Annotated in this window: 14 protein-coding genes and 1 other RNA gene; 1 reads left to right on the top strand and 14 read right to left on the bottom strand. The window is 56.5% G+C overall.

Annotated elements, in window-relative coordinates; translation table 11 throughout:
- Positions 1-73: 73 nt before the first annotated feature.
- The 5 genes from E5K02_RS20480 to dnaX form a co-directional block, all read right to left on the bottom strand.
- The gene (locus tag E5K02_RS20480; RefSeq protein WP_135397404.1) at positions 74-826 is read right to left on the bottom strand and encodes a hypothetical protein; all 753 of its coding nucleotides are present in this window, start codon (positions 824-826) and stop codon (positions 74-76) included.
- 63 nt (positions 827-889) lie between these two features.
- Positions 890-1,681 carry a DUF4145 domain-containing protein gene (locus E5K02_RS20475; RefSeq protein WP_135397402.1) on the bottom strand — a complete coding sequence of 264 codons (792 nt, stop codon included), beginning with the start codon at positions 1,679-1,681 and terminating at the stop codon, positions 890-892.
- Positions 1,682-1,752: 71 nt separating this feature from the next.
- Entirely contained in the window at positions 1,753-3,018 is a 1,266-nt protein-coding gene (gene icd, locus E5K02_RS20470; protein WP_135397400.1) for an NADP-dependent isocitrate dehydrogenase, read from the bottom strand.
- Positions 3,019-3,164: 146 nt separating this feature from the next.
- Positions 3,165-6,206: a M16 family metallopeptidase gene (locus E5K02_RS20465; RefSeq protein WP_240737375.1), complete on the bottom strand. Its 3,042-nt coding sequence runs from the start codon at positions 6,204-6,206 to the stop codon at positions 3,165-3,167.
- A 360-nt stretch (positions 6,207-6,566) separates the two neighbouring features.
- Positions 6,567-8,717: a DNA polymerase III subunit gamma/tau gene (gene dnaX, locus E5K02_RS20460; protein ID WP_135397398.1), complete on the bottom strand. Its 2,151-nt coding sequence runs from the start codon at positions 8,715-8,717 to the stop codon at positions 6,567-6,569.
- A gap of 133 nt (positions 8,718-8,850) precedes the next feature.
- Here dnaX and ssrA point away from each other — a divergent pair.
- Positions 8,851-9,221, top strand: a transfer-messenger RNA (tmRNA) gene (ssrA, locus tag E5K02_RS20455).
- 116 nt (positions 9,222-9,337) lie between these two features.
- On the opposite strand, the gene E5K02_RS20450 is transcribed toward ssrA, so the two are convergent.
- From E5K02_RS20450 to E5K02_RS20410, 9 genes are all read right to left on the bottom strand, one after another.
- Positions 9,338-9,604, bottom strand: coding sequence for a hypothetical protein (locus E5K02_RS20450; RefSeq protein WP_135397396.1), 267 nt, complete (start codon positions 9,602-9,604; stop codon positions 9,338-9,340).
- Positions 9,605-9,667: 63 nt separating this feature from the next.
- A complete protein-coding gene (locus E5K02_RS20445; RefSeq protein ID WP_135397394.1) occupies positions 9,668-10,444 on the bottom strand; it encodes a T9SS type A sorting domain-containing protein in 777 nt (258 codons plus the stop codon).
- A gap of 53 nt (positions 10,445-10,497) precedes the next feature.
- The gene (locus tag E5K02_RS20440) at positions 10,498-11,406 is read right to left on the bottom strand and encodes a hypothetical protein (protein WP_135397392.1); all 909 of its coding nucleotides are present in this window, start codon (positions 11,404-11,406) and stop codon (positions 10,498-10,500) included.
- Between the two features lie 4 nt (positions 11,407-11,410).
- A complete protein-coding gene (locus tag E5K02_RS20435) occupies positions 11,411-11,923 on the bottom strand; it encodes a hypothetical protein (RefSeq protein WP_135397390.1) in 513 nt (170 codons plus the stop codon).
- Positions 11,916-12,737 carry a baseplate J/gp47 family protein gene (locus E5K02_RS20430; protein WP_135397388.1) on the bottom strand — a complete coding sequence of 274 codons (822 nt, stop codon included), beginning with the start codon at positions 12,735-12,737 and terminating at the stop codon, positions 11,916-11,918. The genes E5K02_RS20435 and E5K02_RS20430 overlap by 8 nt, the downstream gene beginning before the upstream one ends.
- Positions 12,737-15,970 (bottom strand): Ig-like domain-containing protein, encoded by a 3,234-nt coding sequence (locus E5K02_RS20425; protein ID WP_135397386.1) that lies wholly within the window; start codon positions 15,968-15,970, stop codon positions 12,737-12,739. The genes E5K02_RS20430 and E5K02_RS20425 overlap by 1 nt, the downstream gene beginning before the upstream one ends.
- 4 nt (positions 15,971-15,974) lie before the next feature.
- A complete protein-coding gene (locus tag E5K02_RS20420) occupies positions 15,975-16,280 on the bottom strand; it encodes a hypothetical protein (protein WP_135397385.1) in 306 nt (101 codons plus the stop codon).
- On the bottom strand, positions 16,277-16,585 hold the full coding sequence (locus tag E5K02_RS20415; RefSeq protein WP_135397383.1) for a hypothetical protein: 309 nt from the start codon (positions 16,583-16,585) through the stop codon (positions 16,277-16,279). Before E5K02_RS20415 ends, E5K02_RS20420 begins: the two co-directional genes overlap by 4 nt.
- A complete protein-coding gene (locus E5K02_RS20410; protein ID WP_135397381.1) occupies positions 16,582-16,776 on the bottom strand; it encodes a hypothetical protein in 195 nt (64 codons plus the stop codon). The genes E5K02_RS20415 and E5K02_RS20410 overlap by 4 nt, the downstream gene beginning before the upstream one ends.

Raw genomic sequence — 16,776 nt, 5'->3', positions numbered from 1 at the left:
GGTGAATGCACTTTTTTGTGGGGGCTAATGGATTAGAGACGGGTGCATGTCATATACACACTATCAGAAAGAGCTATTTTCTTTGGATAGTAGGCCATATAGCAGAAATGTCTTCGCAAGCAGCTTGGATCTCCTTGATTTTAGTAGTATAACTAGTTGAAGCAGAGTATATAGTGGTGTTTATGACGTCATATACAAAGCAGTGTTTATTATCTGCATCGTTAGAGAATTCTTTTATATGTTCATATAACATTGAAGATATTGTTTTGCCCATATCTTTAGTTATCTTATTTGACTTAGAGAAATAGAGTTTAATGGCCCCTGTGTATGGCTTTTTTCTTTTATGTCCTGTTATAATTATGTCTGGTTCCACAGATATTTTTACTCCATTTATTTCTATCCAATTTGTATAAATATTATTAGTGAATTTATGTTCTTTGTATTGGTCTAATATTGTTGTATTGTCTAAGAAAATTTCAAGTGCTTCGAGGCACGATTCTTTTCTTTGTATCTTTATCTTGTGTTTGCCTTGTTGATCTGCTGTTTCTGGTGGATTAGCTATTAAGTCTATTATTTCATTTCGTAGCTTATTGATCATTTTATTAACTGCGCTCAACTCAAATTCAGAAGTGGTAAAGCATTTCTTTATAGGTTGTTTGGCTTCGTTATAATATGTTGTTTTAAATTCACTCTCTTTAGGAAATTTTTGTTCCCGAAGTATGGATCTGCGCTTTGTTGTAGATGGCGTTGCCAAGTAATCAGCAAGCTTGTTAACAGAAATTCTAGGTTCTCTTTCAGTGCTTTGTGCTTCAGGGTTTTGTTTCATTGATTTGTATTTTTAATAAAATTGTTTTGCAATATGTGTGAGCTGAAATTTTTTATTCGTTGTCTACTTACTTCTAGGTCCTTTTTTAGTGTTTATCTCTTTTGCAATAGTTCTTACATGCAAGATTTTATTTTTTCTAATAAAAAGTTCGTTAATAATATGTTCTACTATTTCGTAGGCATCTATTATATCTGGTTTGCTTAGGTTTTCCATGTGGCTGCCAGAGTTACCTATCCATTTTATAGCAAAAAGATTTGCTGATAAATTTTTTTGTTTCTTTTCAAGAAGGGTTATTCTATTGTGTAATGTGTGTCTATTGCCTGCTTTATTATGGGTCGGTATCTTTAATACTGATAATAGATGTTCGATTGCTACTCTTATTCTGTTTGCTGCTGCATTAGTATCAGTAAAATATAGAGAGAATGATTTTCTGATTTCTTCTGAAATATTATTCGGAAGATTTGAATCTATTGTGAAAATGTCTATAGATGGATGAAAGAATCTAGGGTAGTATTGTTTATCGTATCCATCAAAGGTCTCCTCATGGCTGTATTCATCATAACTGCGCATTTCTTCGAATATAACATCTCCGGAAGCCAAGTGTATTTCACGGCACTTTGCATTATTACATCGAAATAAGATAGAGAATTTGCCTTCATATTCATCCTGATTGGCATATGGCATCACCTGATGCCTTTTGGAAGAACTAGTTTCTTCGTCTACAACCTTGTTTGAATCAGCAGTTAAACGTCCCGTATTGCAGAATCGACAGCCAATATTGATTGTGTGGTCTTTTGAAAAATAGAAACGTATAAGTTGCTGTCTGGTGAAGTTCATTCTGTTGGATTTTTCCAAATAATAAACAAAAAACCCCGCGCTGACCAAAGCCAACGCGGGGTTTAGATTAATTGGCTACTGCCAAGCTACTACATCCGGGCGATAATCTCGTCGCCGAACTCCGAGCATTTCAGCAGGGTAGCGCCTTCCATGAGGCGTTCGAAGTCGTAGGTGACGCGCTTGGCGGCGATGGAAGCTTCGAGGCCTTTGTAGATCAGGTCGGCGGCTTCCTGCCAGCCCAGGTGCTCGAGCATCATGGCGCCGGAGAGAATCACCGAGCCGGGGTTAACCTTGTCGAGGCCGGCGTACTTGGGAGCCGTGCCGTGGGTCGCTTCGAAGATGGCGTGGCCGGTCATGTAGTTGATGTTGGCACCGGGCGCAATGCCGATACCACCTACGATGGCAGCCAGGGCGTCGGAGATATAGTCGCCGTTCAGGTTCAGGGTGGCAATAACCGAGTACTCGGCGGGGCGGAGCAGGATCTGCTGCAGGAAGGCATCGGCGATGCTGTCCTTGATGAGCAGCTTGCCGCTTTCCAGGGCCGCCTTCTGCTGGGCATCGGCTACCTCCTGGCCCTGCTTAGCCACGATCTTATCGTACTGAGCCCAGGTGAATACCCGGTCGCCGAACTCGCGCTCGGCCAGCTCGTAGCCCCAGGTTTTGAAGGCACCCTCGGTGAACTTCATGATGTTGCCTTTGTGCACGATGGTCACCGAAGGCTTCTTGTGGGTCAGGGCGTACTCGATGGCGGCGCGTACGAGGCGCTCGGTGCCTTCCTTCGAGACGGGCTTGATGCCGAACGAGGACGACTCGGGGAAGCGGATTTTCTTCACGCCCATCTCGTCCTGCAGGAATTCCAGCATTTTCTGAGCCTGGGGCGTGCCGTTCATGTACTCGATGCCGGCGTAGATGTCCTCGGTGTTCTCGCGGAAGATCACCATGTCGGTCAGGTTGGGCTGCTTCACGGGCGAAGGCACGCCTTCAAACCAACGCACGGGGCGCAGGCAAGCGTAGAGGTCCAGCTCCTGGCGCAGGGCCACGTTCAGGGAGCGGATACCGCCGCCCACGGGCGTAGTCAGGGGGCCTTTGATGCCCACCAGGTATTCGCGGAAGGCATCCAGGGTTTCGTTGGGCAGCCAGTTGCCGGTTTGCTTGAACGACTTCTCGCCCGCCAGCACCTCTTTCCACACCAGCTTGCGCGAGCCACCGTAAGCCTTTTCTACTGCGGCGTCGAATACGCGCACGGAAGCGGCCCAAATGTCCGGACCGGTACCATCGCCCTCAATGAAAGGAATTACGGGTTGATCCGGTACGCTCAGCTTACCGCCTTTGATGGTGATTTTGTTCTCTGCCATTGTTAAAAGTTGTCAGTTGCGAATTGACAGTTATTTAGGGTGTTTAAGTTGTTGTTAGAGGTAATAAACCCGCCTGCCTTAGCTTTCTAGGTCGTCATGCTTCGACAAGCTCAGCATGACAGACGAAAAGACATAACGAATGCTTTTTAATAGCCGAAAATCTCTTTCAGCGTGAGTTGCTGGACCTGGCCGTACTTGGCTAGCTCCTTGAAATTGAGACGGTCTTTGGAGCCAATGACCAGGATGGTCTGGCTTTGGCCCTTTACTTTGGCTTGCTGAAACTTCTTCAAGTCGTCGAAGCTCATGTTCTGGGTTTGCTCGTACACGTCGCGGCGCAGGTCGTAGTCCAAGCCCAGGCGCTTGGCGCGCTCGTAGCTGAAGAGGATGTCGGACTTGGTGATGCGCTCGGTGGCGATGCTGTTGCGGATGCTTTGCTTGGCAATCTGCAGGTTGGCTTCGGCCACGGGCAGGTCGTTGAGCAGGGTTTCCATGCCGGCCATGGCCTCGCCGAGTTTGTCGCTCTGGGTGCCGATGTAGCTCAGGTTGTAGTTGGAGCGGCCCAGCTTGTCGGCGTTGGCGTAGCGGGAGGAGGCGGAGTAGGCCAAGGCCTTGGATTCGCGCAGCTCCTGAAACACGATGCTGCCCATGCCGCCGCCGAAGTACTCGTTGTAGAGGCTCACGGTGGGCACCAGAGCCTTGTCGTAGACGTCGCCGCGGGTCAGGAACAGGATTTCGGCCTGCACCATATTGTAGTCGACCCAGTACACTTTGCGGTCCTTAAGCGGCTGCTCGGCAAAGTCCTTGTTGGCCGGCACGGGCGTGAGCTTGGCGGGCGTCTGGTGCAGGGTATTCAGCGTTTCCGCTACGCCTTTGTCAGTTGGAACAATACCGTGATGGTCGCGTAAAACTTGCGCTTGAGCCGCCTTATTTGGACCAGACTCAATGGCTCGCGGGCCATAGTACAGCACCCGGTGCTGGTAGCTGGTCAGCTTCTTGGTCAGGGCGGTAAGGTCCGTGGGCTTCAGGGCGCGCAGCTCTTTCTCGCTCAGCTGGCTGGTGAAGGGGTTTTTGGGGCCGTACTTGGCGTAGCTCAGCATGGCCTGGGTCAGAATCACCTGCTTGTTGAGCTTGGCATCCTTGCGAGCCTTGAGCACCCCGTCCACCATGTCCTTCAGCGCCTTGGCATCGGGCTTGGGGTTGGCCAGCAGGCTTTCAAACAGCTGCAAAGCCGGCTCGAAGTTGCTGTCGAGGCCACTGAGGCTGACGTAGACCCGGTCCTGCCCGCTGGATACGCCGAAGGAGCAGCCCAACTTGTAGAACTCCTGCTGCAATTGGGCGGCCGTGAACTTGTCGGTGCCCAGGTACTGGAGGTAGTCGGCGGCCAAACCCAGCTTGGGGTCGTTGTTGGTGCCCAGGTCCAGGATGTAGTAGAGGTTGAACAGCTCGTTTTCGGTGTTGCGGGTGTAGTACACCGGCACGCCCGAGGCGAGCTTGAACTCCTGAATATCCTTTTTGTAATCCACGAACACCGGCTGAAGCTCGGGGCTGGGCTTGCTCACCACTTCCTTGTAGAAGCCGGAGGCTACTTCGCGGTTCACGGGCACGGGCGTAATGGCGGGCTTCACCACTTTGGGCGTGCTCGTGTCCTTGCCGGTTTTCTTGTAAATCAGGGCGTAGCCGGGGCCGTAGTACTGGTTGGCCACGCGCAGCACCTCTTCCTTGGTGATTTTGCCGAAGTCCTCGTACTGCTGGAGCACGTCTTTCCAGCTCTGGCGCGAGACAAAGGCGGCCACGAAGGCGCCGGCCCGGGCCTCGTTGCTTTCGTAGCTCTTGGTGCGCTGCAGCTTCTCGTTGTTGATGATGGCCGGAATCAGCCAGTCGGGGAAGCTGCCCTTTTTCACGAGCTCCAGCTGGCCCAGCAGCAGGTCGCGCACCTGGGGCAGGGTCTGGCCCTGGCGCGGGGTGGCGTAGAGCACGTGGGAGGAGTAGTCGTTGTTGATATCCGTGAACGAGGCGGCCTGCAACACGCGCTGCTGCTGGTTCAGGTTCAAATCAATCAAACCAGCCTGGCCGTTGGTCAGAATCTTGTCGATCATGCGCAGCACCAGCGCGTCGTGGGTGGCGGCACCGGGGAAGCGGAAGCCGAGCATCACGTTTTCGGCATCGGGGCCCACGACTTCCTTGACCACGGGCGCCGTAATGGGCGCTTCCTGGGCGGCCACAAAAGCCGGCACCGGCTTGCTTTGCAGCTTGCCAAAGTACTGGTCGATGAGGCGGATGGTCTGGTCGTAGTCCAGGTCGCCGGAGAGGCACAGGGCCACGTTGTTGGGCACGTAGTACTGACCGAAATACTTCTTGATTTCGGTAATCGACGGGTTTTGCAGGTGCTGAATGGTCCCGATGGTCGTCTGGGTCCCGTATTGGTGCTGGCGGTACAGGCTGGCGTTCAGCGCCTCGTATTCCTTCGAGAAGTCGTTGTCGAGGCCCCGGTTTTTCTCCTCGTACACGGCTTCTAATTCTGTGTGAAACAGGCGGGGCACCAATTCGCCCAGCCGCTCACTCTGAATGGCGGCCCACTTTTCGAGTTGGTTCGAGGGAATATCCTCCTGGTACACCGTCTGCTCGACCGAGGTGTAAGCGTTGGAGCCCTTGGAGCCGATGGCGCCCATCACCTTGTCGTACTCGTTGGCTACGGCGTACTTGGCCGCCACGCTCGAAATCGAGTCGATCTGGTGGTAGAGTTTTTTGCGCTCGGCCGGGTCGGTTTTCGAGCGGTACACTTCGTAGAGGGCCTCAATCTTGTCGAGCTCGGGCTTTTCGGCGGCCCAATTCTGGGTACCCAGCTTCGAGGTGCCCTTGAACACCATGTGCTCCAGGTAATGGGCCAGGCCGGTGGCGGTGCTGGGGTCGTTTTTGGAACCGGCGCGCACGGCCAGGTAAGTCTGGATGCGGGGCGCGTCGTCGTAGTCCGACAGGTACACGGTCAGGCCGTTATCCAGGGTGTAGATGCGAGCCTTGAGCGGGTCGCCCTCCACGGTTTCGTACTTGTATTCCTTCTGCTGAGCTTGAGCCGTTGGGGTCGGAGCGGTGGTAGCCGCCGTGGTGGCGGCGGGCTTGCTCGTCTGGCACTGGGTGGTAAGGCCAAGTGCCGCAATGGCTGGAAATAGTAGCAGAAAGGGTTTTTTCACGAAATTCCCAGGGCAGAAAGCGAGGCGTAAGGACAAGGTTTCAAAGATAGGCGGCCGGTATTGCAATTAAAAACACAATGCGCTATTGGATTGATTATGAGCATATTTTAAGTTGGGCGCAAAGTCCGGAATAATTAGTATGTAAGGGCGCCTGGTTTGGGGTAGGAAAGAGTAAGTCGGCAGCAGGCTGCGTGCGGGGCTTGGCCGCCGCGGTGGCGCCGAAATAAGTGGGGTAGATCAGAACGGGCTAAAACGCTAGTAGCGCGAACGTTGTAGTGCGCGTGCCGGAACGACAACCGTGGAAACGGCGCGGGGCACGCGCACTACAACGTTCGCGCTACTACTGGCTGGCTCTACTTGTTAGTCGGTATCCAGGCCCAGGCGCTGCTTCATGGTGAGCAACACCGGGAATTTTTCGGAGAGGTACTCGAATTTGTCGGCCGAGGTGTAGAGCATGCGGCCAGCGGGGGCTTTTTCGGCCAGCACCACCTGCACATTGAGGTGGCGGTAGCCGGTGCGGCGGCGCAGCTCGGTGAGCAGCTCGGCCCGGAAGTCGTTGAACTGGTCGAGCTGCACGGGGTTGTCGACGGTGAGGTGAATAACGTGCTGCTCATCGACCAGCATGGGCCGGTTCAGCAGTACGTACTCGGTCATGCGCTCCGCTCTGCGTGACTCCTTGATTTCGTTCCAGACCTGGAGCAGCTTTTCCTCGTCGATGGCCGGCAAGCCCGCGACGGGGCCCGTAACCTCTTCCTCCACCACCGCCGGCCCGGCCTGGCTGGCCGATACCTGCTGGGCCACCTGCGCCTTAAGGTCCTTCAGGCTCGGAATAAGTTTGGCGGCGGGATTGAGCGGCTTGAGCACGGGGGCAATGCGGCGCGGACCTTCCGGCTCGTGGCCCTCGAAGCTGGGCGCCCCGATTTCCACGTGCGGCGTGGTGTCGCGAAACTGACGGACGGGCTCCACCACTTCCGGCTCCTCGATGCTAGGCGTGTCGTGCAGCTCCTCAATGCCGCTTTCGATGGGCACAATGGGCTCCGGGTCGGCGGGAGCCGACACGACGGGCGGCGCTACCGTGGCCGAAACCGGAGGGGGGGGCGTGGTTTGGGTAATGGCTGCCGCTACGGCCCGGGGCGCCCCGTTCAGGGTGGGCGCGGGTGTGCCGTTCACGGCCGGGGCCACGTGGAAAGTCTCCTTTACCGCAGGAGCCGGAGTTGCTGAGCCGTTCGATGTAGCCGCAACGGGCGCTACACTAGTTTTTTTTTTAGCCTCGCCGTTGGAGGACGAAGGGCTCATGTCACGGGCGAACTGTACCGCCCCATTAAGGTAGGCCAGCTTCATCAGCATGAGCTCCACGTGGAGGCGCTGGTTTTTAGCCTGCTTGAATTCCCGGTCGCACTGGCTCACCAGGTTCAGGGCCGAGAGCAGAAAGGCCAGCGGGGCGGCCTGGGCCTGCTGCACGTAGCGCACCCGAATGCCCTCCGACACTTCCAGCAGCTGCACCGTCACCTGATCCTTGCACACGAGCAGGCCGCGCAGGTGCTCGGCAGTGCCCACCACGAAGTTGTGCAGGTCGAAGCCGTTCTGCATCACCTCGTCGAGCAGCAGCAGGGTCTGCGACAGGTTTTCGCCTAGCAGGGCGTCGATGAGGCGGAAGTAGTACTCGTAGTCGAGAATGTGCAGGTTCTGCACCACATCCTTGTAGGTCAGATTGTGGCCCGAGAAGGTCACCATCTGGTCGAACATGCTCAGCGCGTCGCGCAGGCCGCCGTCGGCTTTCTGGGCCAGCAGGTGCAAAGCGTCATCTTCGGCCTGAATCTTCTCTTGGGTAGCCACGTGGCGCAGGTGCCCGCGGATGTCGTCGACCCGAATCCGGTTGAAGTCGAAAATCTGGCAGCGCGACAGAATCGTGGGGATAATCTTGTGCCGCTCAGTGGTAGCCAGGATAAAAATGGCGTAGGATGGCGGCTCTTCCAGCGTCTTGAGAAAGGCGTTGAAAGCCGCGTTGGACAGCATGTGCACCTCGTCGATGATGTACACCTTGAAACGACCCTGCTGGGGGGCGTAGCGTACTTGCTCTACCAGGCTGCGGATGTCTTCCACCGAGTTGTTGGAGGCGGCATCCAGCTCGTGCACATTGAAGGAGGCATTTTCCTGGAAAGCCCGGCAGGAAGGGCACTGTCCGCAGGCTTCGAGCTCGAACGGAGTGTTATCGGGGTCGGCAGCCTGCTGCAAAGCGGTGGGCACCAGCTCGGGCTGGGTGCGCAGCAGTTCCGACACGGGCCGGCCCTGGCGCACGTGCTGCTCCACGAATTCGCAGTTGATGGTCTTGGCCAGAATCCGGGCGCAGGTGGTCTTGCCCACGCCCCGGGGGCCGCAAAACAGGAAGGCCTGGGCCAGGTGCTGGCTGGTAATGGCATTCTGCAGCGTGGTAGTCACGTGCTGCTGCCCCACCACGCTTCTAAACGTGGCAGGACGGTATTTACGGGCCGAAACGACGAAATTTTCCATACTCCTTCCTGCAAAGATACCCCGAAAAGACGGTCTTTGGAAGGGAACAAATTGCAGATAACAGAACGTTATTACCCCTGAATGCGTACATTCGCACCCCGCCGAGCATGGCGGGCATCGTTCTTTACCATTTGGGGCTGACCGGAATTGACAGCTTGCGCAAGTCGCGAGTAAGCGTGCCAGGAGTTGAATGGATCTTCTGCGACCAAATCATTCGAACAATAACTGGCGAGTATAGCTACGCCATGGCTGCTTAGTCTAGGTACTAGGTAATGTCATCGTCCCGCACCCGTTTTCTTTTACACGGGTGAGTTCGGGGCGTCGTAAGTAGAAGATAGTTAGGAAGGAGGTGTGACTTTCTAGCGAAAACCAACTGCATCTAAGGAGACTCTACGGGCCTGATGCGCGCCCGGAGTTTCACGAAAATCCAAGCGTAGATACGCACGTAGAAAGCTCGACGGTTTCCTTGTCTGGACCAGGGTTCGACTCCCTGCAGCTCCACTGAAAAGCCCTTCCCGGCAACGGGAAGGGCTTTTTTTGTGACTTGCCAACAGTTTTGCCAACAGATTGGCGTAAAAAGCACAAAAGAGTAGTAGAACAAAGCGGGTCTATTTGTGCTCTTATTCACTGTCAGGTGCCAGCACCTGAAGCACTAAGGCCGTGATGAGCTGCCGCCCTACCGCCACCAGTTGGGTGGGATGGTCGAGCAAATACCGCTCAGCTACAAATGCCGCCGCTTCCTCTGGGCCGAGCTTCTTGGCTATTTCGTGATATAGCTCCATCTGCCAGGGTTCTTCATCAAAACCGGGCCGAATCTCGATAAGGCTGTATCCGCCAGTTTTCTTAGCGACTCGAGCAGAAAGTTTAACGCGGGCGTTTGATTCCATCACAGAAAGGTAAAAAAAAGCCCCGGCCAGATGGTCGAGGCTTTTTCCTTACTGGGGCTTGCTCTATCGAGTTACCACAAACTTCTTTCCGGCCGTGGCTCCAGTGGCGGAAGTCACCCGGTACACGTAGGTGCCGGCGGGCAACTCCCGGGCTTTGAGCTGCAGGTGGTCAAACGTGGCGTCTACTTTGTAGGACTTCACCACTTGGCCCGTCATGCTGAGTACGTCGAGGGTGGCTACTTCGCCTTTTTTCACCGAGTAGGGCAGGCGGATGGATTCTGCCGCCGGATTGGGGTAGGGGGAGGCGGTAAGCTCGTCGAGTTTGTTGGTGGCTTTCAGAGTCGTGTAGGTGCCTGGCAGGTTATACACCCGCACCCCCTCGTTGGCCCGCTTCAAGTTGAAATTTCGAGCGGCTAACATTTTAGCGCCTGCAGGTGTGTTGTAGAACTCTACACCGGCAACAGAGTCAATGCTTGCAATCAGGCTTCCAGACTCTGAGATAATCTTGTAAGCCGAATTCGTATCAGTGGCATTGCGCACACTTACCCCAAATTCTAGGGCTGCATCCTGGTTGAACAGCTTATCGGCTATCGTTTCCACGTAAAAGTCGGTACCAATCAGAGCAGTGGGCAAAGTAACCTGCCGAAAAAGCGAGTGGTCCAAGTTGTACAAGCGCACCGTGGGAGATTTATCCTCAGCCGTAACATATTTTACGGCGCCAGTTGAGAGCTTGATTACGTCGAGACGAAGTGTGCCAGCTGCATACTCTTTTTCCAACGTTATCTGAGCGCTAGCAGTCAGAGCAGTAAAGGACAGAAGGAGCGTAAATAACTTTTTCATAAAAGGAATAAGGGTGAGAAACAAAGCTACACATTGCCTCTCACCCTTACTACTTAAAACCCTATCCACTGCCGAAAAGCCAATACATAAAAGGGCGGCCGGTTTTCGTGGAGCTGTCCCCCCCCGGTTTCAGCCAGCTCGTGGGTGTGCTCCCCAGCCTCGGATGTATCGAGGTAGTTACCGTCAAACTCAGGGTTACCTGAACGCGTAGCACTGGCCTTCTCGCTGGAAGTAGATTTGGTGTTTCGCTCCTGCTTGTGCCGGTGCTTACCTGCCCTGCCCACGTCATGGGTGTGCGCTGGCATATGCTCAACCTCGATTTTTACCTGAGCAGCCCCCCCCGTTTTACCGGGCTGGCTATAGTCGTTTGCCTGCGGGTGCATGCCCACCACAAACCGCTCTCGTAGGTCGGCTGTGCCGTTCTGCCCATTGCACAACGCCCAGCCCCGGGTGTCAAGGTCCGTCCAGCCCTTGCCCGTGTTGTCGTAGTGGCGAGAGTCGAATATGGCCAGCATCTGTACCTCCCCCACGTAGCGAGTTTTGCTTTCGATGTATTTCCAATAGGTCAACTCTGGCCCGGAAATAAACGTGATGCGGGCCACGTCGGCCGCCGCGGTACCGGCGGGCTGGGTGATGAACTCCCGTTCGGTCATGCAGGCCTTACTACCGCCGGTCTGATAGGCGCGGAAATCAGTGTCGACATACTCCCCCGCAATGATTTCAGCCGGAAATGTCACGTCGGACGCTCCGTCATAGCGCTGAATATTGCCCGCCAGCCAGATAAAGCCGGGGCTGATGCTACCGAAGCCGGGCACTGGCTGCTCAGCCTTGCACCCGCTAAGCACCATAGGTGGTGCCCCCTGCAGCGTGGATTGGATGGCGGCGTACACCTCATCCTGGAGTACATCTAAATCATCGTTAGCCCATGGGCGGCCTCCCGATTCAAACTTTACATATTTCATGTTGCTAGAAGTAGACGATGCGGTGGCGAATCAGCGCCAGTTTCAATTGTTTAATGCGGGCCTGCAGCGGGGCCTCTTGATTTTCCAAAGACCGCGGCACCCGCACGGTAAAGCCGGTTTGGTTCATGAAATCTATCCAGCTGGCCATGTAGAGCAGCGGCTCCCCTTCATAAGCGAAGTAGGATATCGGCATCGGTTGCTGCTCGCTGACGAAGTTGAGGTAGACCGGGCTCAGGTCCGTATCCGAGTTGATAATTCGGATGCGGGTAAACACTGGGTCGAACCGGTCATTCAGGGCCTTTTCCAGCAGCATGGTTTGGCCGTTGTAGCTCAACTCTGTGGCCGTTGTGGCCACATGCTGGGCGAACTGCTCGTAGAGGTCGAGCAGGGGCGTGTGCAGCACCTGCAGCCAGGCTATCATCTTCGGCCGGCGCAGCAGCGACGGGAGTAAGGAGGTGAGCAGGCTAAATACCTTCACCCGGTAACGGGTGGGCATTTGCTCGGAGAAACTAGGCATGGGGCAGGAATTGGAGGGTATCGACGAGCGTACTACCGGCGGCCTCGTCGGTCACGATGTAGCCGGCTTCCGTCTCATAAAACCGACTAATGACTTTCGGGGCGCCAGCACCCGCCCGGGCCGATACCCGCACCAGCTTTACATCTTTCACACCAGGTACTGACTGGATGGCGTCCTCGATGCGGGCCAGGTATACTAGGCCATTGAATTCGAGGTTGGCCAGGTACCGCTGCACGGCCGCCTGCACGAGCAGCTGCAGGGCGGGCACATTGATGAGTGGGTCGTAGTACACTTCGGCCTCGACTTTCAGCCGGTCGGCCGCGCGGCTAACTACTTCCTTGCGTACGCCGGCAAAGCCTTTTCGGTCAAAGTAGCCGCGCACCTGGGTGAGTTGGGCCGGGGTAAGCGCGGCCAGCGTGCCCGGCGTGGGGCCATCGGTGGCCACCTTAATAAAGAGCTTGCCGCTGAGCTCGTTTTCGATGGCTACGGCTCGGGTGATGATTTTCGCCCCCGTGCTGCCGGCCAGGTAATGAATGCCGGCATCGTCGGCTACGAGCGTATCACCCTCCTGGAACAGCAAGGCCTGCTCAGCGTACCAGCCCGCCGTACCCGGCTTAGCCCGGGCCAGGGTCGCGTCTACGTCGGCCTTGTGTTGGTCCCAGAGCACCTCGTGGGCCCAATGCACGACAGCCGTGATATAAGACCAGAGTCCCATCAGCGACGTGGCCGAGTTGGATTTGAATTCAGCTAGGGCGGGCGTGTTGGCCCGCGCCTGCTGAATGGAAGCTAGAATTTCGGTTATCGTTCTGGCCATTATACAGGAGCTGAAAAGTCTACAATCGTCACGGCCGCCAGCCAGATATCTTCAATGCGGCAGCCCTGCCACAGCCAGGCAATGGTGGGTGTCATCACAATGCTCGGGCCGGTTTCCATCCGATATTTTTCCACCGACAACACTACGTCCTGGGCGCGGGTGGGGCCCTCCAGGAGCAGGATGGTGCGGGTCTGCTCATAGACAATGCGCAGGTACTTGCCCACTAAGGCCCGCGGGTCAAAGGCCGGGCTGTTGTTGACCGTGAACATATTGGCGCCCACATCGACCTGACCGGCCGAGCTGCTCACTTTCACATAAGTACCGAAGTGAATATCCTCCAAATCGTTGCTGTAGTTGGGCGTACCGGTGCGGGCACCGTACAGGAATTGGTTTACTCCCTGGTTGGCGTACTGGCCATCGGTTTCGGGGCCAATGAGCTGAGCAATGTCTACCAGCTTGAAGCGCTGATAGGCAATAATCGGGTGCTGGGTGTTATCCCGCCAGCCGTAGCGGTGCTTGGCAAAGCGAGGCTGGGTGCTCCCGTTGCCACCTACAAAGCCGGTAGCGGTAATCGTGTTGGTGTTCGTTACCGTGATACCCTGCGTGGCCGTGATTTCCTGCTTGCGGACGTGCAGGTACGGATAATCCGGGTCGGCATCAGACACAACCACCTCGCACTGCAGATCCGCGTTGGCCAGGGTCTGGGCCTTGGTGTTAGCGTCAGCCAAGTTCACCGTGCTGAAGGCCTGACGTACCACGTCGGGGCCCGTGGTACCCGCCCCACACGAGGCCGTTTTCCGCTCAGATACCCATGTTTTGGTGATGGTTTCTCCCATCCACAGGGCCACCATCTGCTGCGCGCGCAGCACGTGGCTGGGGAAGTCGTAGTGGTGCTTTTCCGGCTCGTCCTGCAGATTCATGCCCTCGGCATCCCATACCAGCACGTTGTGGCGGGTATAGGTCGCAGCAAACTGGGCGATGTTCACGCGGGCCTGGGCCACGTTGTGGAAATCCGTCTGCGTTTTGGGCAACACTACAATCAGGTCGCAGCCATCGGGCAGCCCCACGTCGTCGGTGAAGTTGTCCGTCCACTCCGTTGCCGTTGGAATCCAGTTATCCAGGTCAGCCCAGGTTTCCCCCTGCCAGATACCTAGCTTGATGTTTTCTGGAAGCAGTTGACCACCCGCCGCCACGAAAGCCTCCTTGGTTTCAATGGACGCGGATACGGCACTGTTGTAGTAATAGGTATCAGGCGCTGTTTTGGCGAAATCGGTAATCGGGCTGCCGTTCTTCCAACGGTTGTTGTAGAACAGCTTGCCCGTGCTCCGCTTCTCGAACTCAATAGCCAGTAGTTCAGCACCCCCAATCAGCGCTAGCTCGGCCTCCGAAGCGGTATAGCAACGGCCATTGCTGCGGCTGATGGGCTCAATTGCCTGCGTCGTTTCATTGAACAGGAAAGCGCGGGTGCGCGGCGTTTGCATGGCCGTGTACTCCGTCTCGAACTGCCCGACCGGGCGCGTGTCCATCCGTCCCAGCGTACTGCCATTGCTCTGGCTGATGATCAGGGCCAGAATGGTTTTGTTGTAGGTCGAGGGTACTGCCTGCGTCGTGGCGTTGACCTTCACTGAGTAGGGCGAATCCGCGTTTGCACCGGTGCCCAGGGCCTTCACCCGATAATGGCGTGGTGACGATGCGGGCAGGCCACCGTGGGTGTAGTTAGTGCTGGTGTTGCGGTAGATTTCGGTATAACTGCCATTGGCAGTCAGGGCCGCCTCCAGTGCGTAGCCAGTGGCATTGGGCACAGGGGACCAGGCTACCGAAATAGCCGAGCTGCTAATAGCTGTAGCCTGTACGTTTTGCGGGGCCGGTAGCGCCGTGGCCACGGCGGCCTGAATCGTGATGCTCACGGCGGCCGTGTTGGTCAGGCCGGCCCCGTCGAGGGCCTTGGCCGTGATGATGAATGCGCCGGGCGTATTGGGCACGGTGATGCTGGCCGTGTACTGGTTGCCGTTTTTGACACCAGGCGCCAGCAAAGCCCCCGCCGCGTTATAGAATTCTACGCTGCTTACGGACACATCATCGGTGGCCGTGGCCGACAGAGGCAGTGAGGTACCGGCCGTAACGGTGGCCCCTGCAGCCGGCGAGCTGATACTCACCACCGGCGCGGTGTTGGCCGGCGTAGCGGCCTGAATGGTAATGTTGACCGTAGCCGTATTAGTCAGACCGGCCCCATCTGTTGCCTTGGCTGTAATACCAAAGGTGCCCGGCGTATTGGGTACCGTGATAGTGGCCGTGTACTGGTTGCCGTTTTTCGTGCCGGGGGCCAGCACCACGCCGCCGGCATTGAGAAAGTCCACACTGCTCACCGACACGTCATCGGTGGCCACGGCCACCAGATTCAGTAGTGTGCCCGCCGTGGCCGTGGCACCCGCAACAGGCGCGCTTAAGCTCACCACTGGGGCGGTATTGCCCGGGGTAACGACGACTGAGGAAAGCGAAATCTTGAGCTTGCCATTCTCAACAGCCGCCGTGAGTCCGGTACCGGTGGTAATGAGGTTGCTCAAATTGGCCGCGGTCAATGCGTCGCCCGCATCAGGGGAGGTATAGCGCTTGCGCCACCGGGACGTAAGCTGCTGCTCGTCGCCTTCAAGAACGGCGCCCTGCAGGCTGGTATAGCACTCGTAGAGGGCAACCTTGCTTTCGCTGATGCTGTGAAACCAGGCATCTCCTGGGTTGCCAGCTTCCGTCGTCGGAGCATAGCTCTCCCAACGCATGACGTTCCCTGGTGCTCCGTCTTCGCCATTGTCACCATCTTGGCCCTCCAGGCTAGCCAGGTATTGCTTTAGCGTACCGGTATTGCCATCGGCAAGCCACAGCTCGTAGTTGTTTGCCCCCCGGGGCCCGGGTACGGTGCTGTCGGCACCAGGCCGGCCACGTGGCCCGGGTACCGTGCTGGCGGGACCCTGCATCTTAAATTGGAATGCCCACTCGTCATTTTCCTTCAGAAAGAAATCTGTGGTAACGGTATTGATATAGGCGTCTCCATTCTTGCCCAGGCCGGCCGCCGGCACTACAGTGCCCTTCAGAATTTGAGCCCCCTCGGCTAAACCCTCCAGGGCTTCCACGGCATCGGCTACGGTACCGACAACGGCGAGCATATCAGCCGCGGAGGTGTCGCTCTGGCCGGCCCGGATGTGCGCCGAAGCGGAGTCACGGATATTGTCAGCGTACATACTCTTAGTTGAAATCGTTTTTGGAAAAATCTCGGATATCGAAGTCGAGCAGGCGGTCCACGGGGTCCGGCTCGGCTTCCTCCAGCTCACTGCCCAGGCTGGTATTGATGCGCTGCTGACGAGCGGCGAAGTAGGCGGCCACGTCAGGCCGGGCAGCGATGCTAGCCGGCACGACGAGCAGCTGGCCCGCACGGAGTGGTTCGGTAATGGCCAGTCTGTTGGCCAAGGCCAACTCGTGCAGCACGGCCACCGTGCCCAGTTCCTGCAGGCAGATATCGAGCAGGCTTTGCCCGTCGCTTATCTGGATCATAGCCGTTCTGCGTTGAGGGTGATATCGGCCAGATCTGCCACGTCAAGCTCCAGTATCCGCAACCCGTCGCGCTCGAGCTGAATGGTGATGTCGCGGGCCAGCATCGCGGCCTGCGCCGGGCCGTAGGGGGCTTTCAGGTAGCGGGCAATGCCGACGCCCACGAGCGGATTTTCGCGCCAGTCGCCTTGCCGGCTCTGGAGCAGCAAGTCCACGTGCTGGGCCTCCGACTCCCCCAGCACAAAATCACCCTGGGCCGACACCGCTAGGTCGAACGACTCGTCGAGCAGAATGTCGAGGCTCTTCATAGGATAGTGCCGGTTTGGGCCGCAGCGGTACCGGTGGTTTGCACCTGGCCGGTTTTGATGTGGGCGGTGATGGCCTCGGCCAGTTGCTGGGCAAAGTCCTCGCGGGCCTGGGCGGGGTTATCGGTGCGCTTGGCCTGGTCGTCGAGGATGCTTAGAATGGCCGTTTTCAATAGGGGTGTGTTCAGAGCCAT

The organism is Hymenobacter metallicola (assembly GCF_004745645.1).
GTDB classification, from domain to species: domain Bacteria; phylum Bacteroidota; class Bacteroidia; order Cytophagales; family Hymenobacteraceae; genus Hymenobacter; species Hymenobacter metallicola.
This window is presented reverse-complemented; position numbering and strand designations above follow the sequence as displayed.

Excerpts from the sequence above, each read along its gene's own strand:
- E5K02_RS20480 (WP_135397404.1), bottom strand. The coding sequence starts at position 826 with ATGAAACAAAACCCTGAAGCACAAAGCACTGAAAGAGAACCTAGAATT.
- icd (WP_135397400.1), bottom strand. The coding sequence starts at position 3,018 with ATGGCAGAGAACAAAATCACCATCAAAGGCGGTAAGCTGAGCGTACCG.
- dnaX (WP_135397398.1), bottom strand. The coding sequence starts at position 8,717 with ATGGAAAATTTCGTCGTTTCGGCCCGTAAATACCGTCCTGCCACGTTT.
- E5K02_RS20450 (WP_135397396.1), bottom strand. The coding sequence starts at position 9,604 with ATGGAATCAAACGCCCGCGTTAAACTTTCTGCTCGAGTCGCTAAGAAA.
- E5K02_RS20445 (WP_135397394.1), bottom strand. The coding sequence starts at position 10,444 with ATGAAAAAGTTATTTACGCTCCTTCTGTCCTTTACTGCTCTGACTGCT.
- E5K02_RS20440 (WP_135397392.1), bottom strand. The coding sequence starts at position 11,406 with ATGAAATATGTAAAGTTTGAATCGGGAGGCCGCCCATGGGCTAACGAT.
- E5K02_RS20435 (WP_135397390.1), bottom strand. The coding sequence starts at position 11,923 with ATGCCTAGTTTCTCCGAGCAAATGCCCACCCGTTACCGGGTGAAGGTA.
- E5K02_RS20430 (WP_135397388.1), bottom strand. The coding sequence starts at position 12,737 with ATGGCCAGAACGATAACCGAAATTCTAGCTTCCATTCAGCAGGCGCGG.
- E5K02_RS20425 (WP_135397386.1), bottom strand. The coding sequence starts at position 15,970 with ATGTACGCTGACAATATCCGTGACTCCGCTTCGGCGCACATCCGGGCC.
- E5K02_RS20420 (WP_135397385.1), bottom strand. The coding sequence starts at position 16,280 with ATGATCCAGATAAGCGACGGGCAAAGCCTGCTCGATATCTGCCTGCAG.
- E5K02_RS20415 (WP_135397383.1), bottom strand. The coding sequence starts at position 16,585 with ATGAAGAGCCTCGACATTCTGCTCGACGAGTCGTTCGACCTAGCGGTG.
- E5K02_RS20410 (WP_135397381.1), bottom strand. The coding sequence starts at position 16,776 with ATGGCTCTGAACACACCCCTATTGAAAACGGCCATTCTAAGCATCCTC.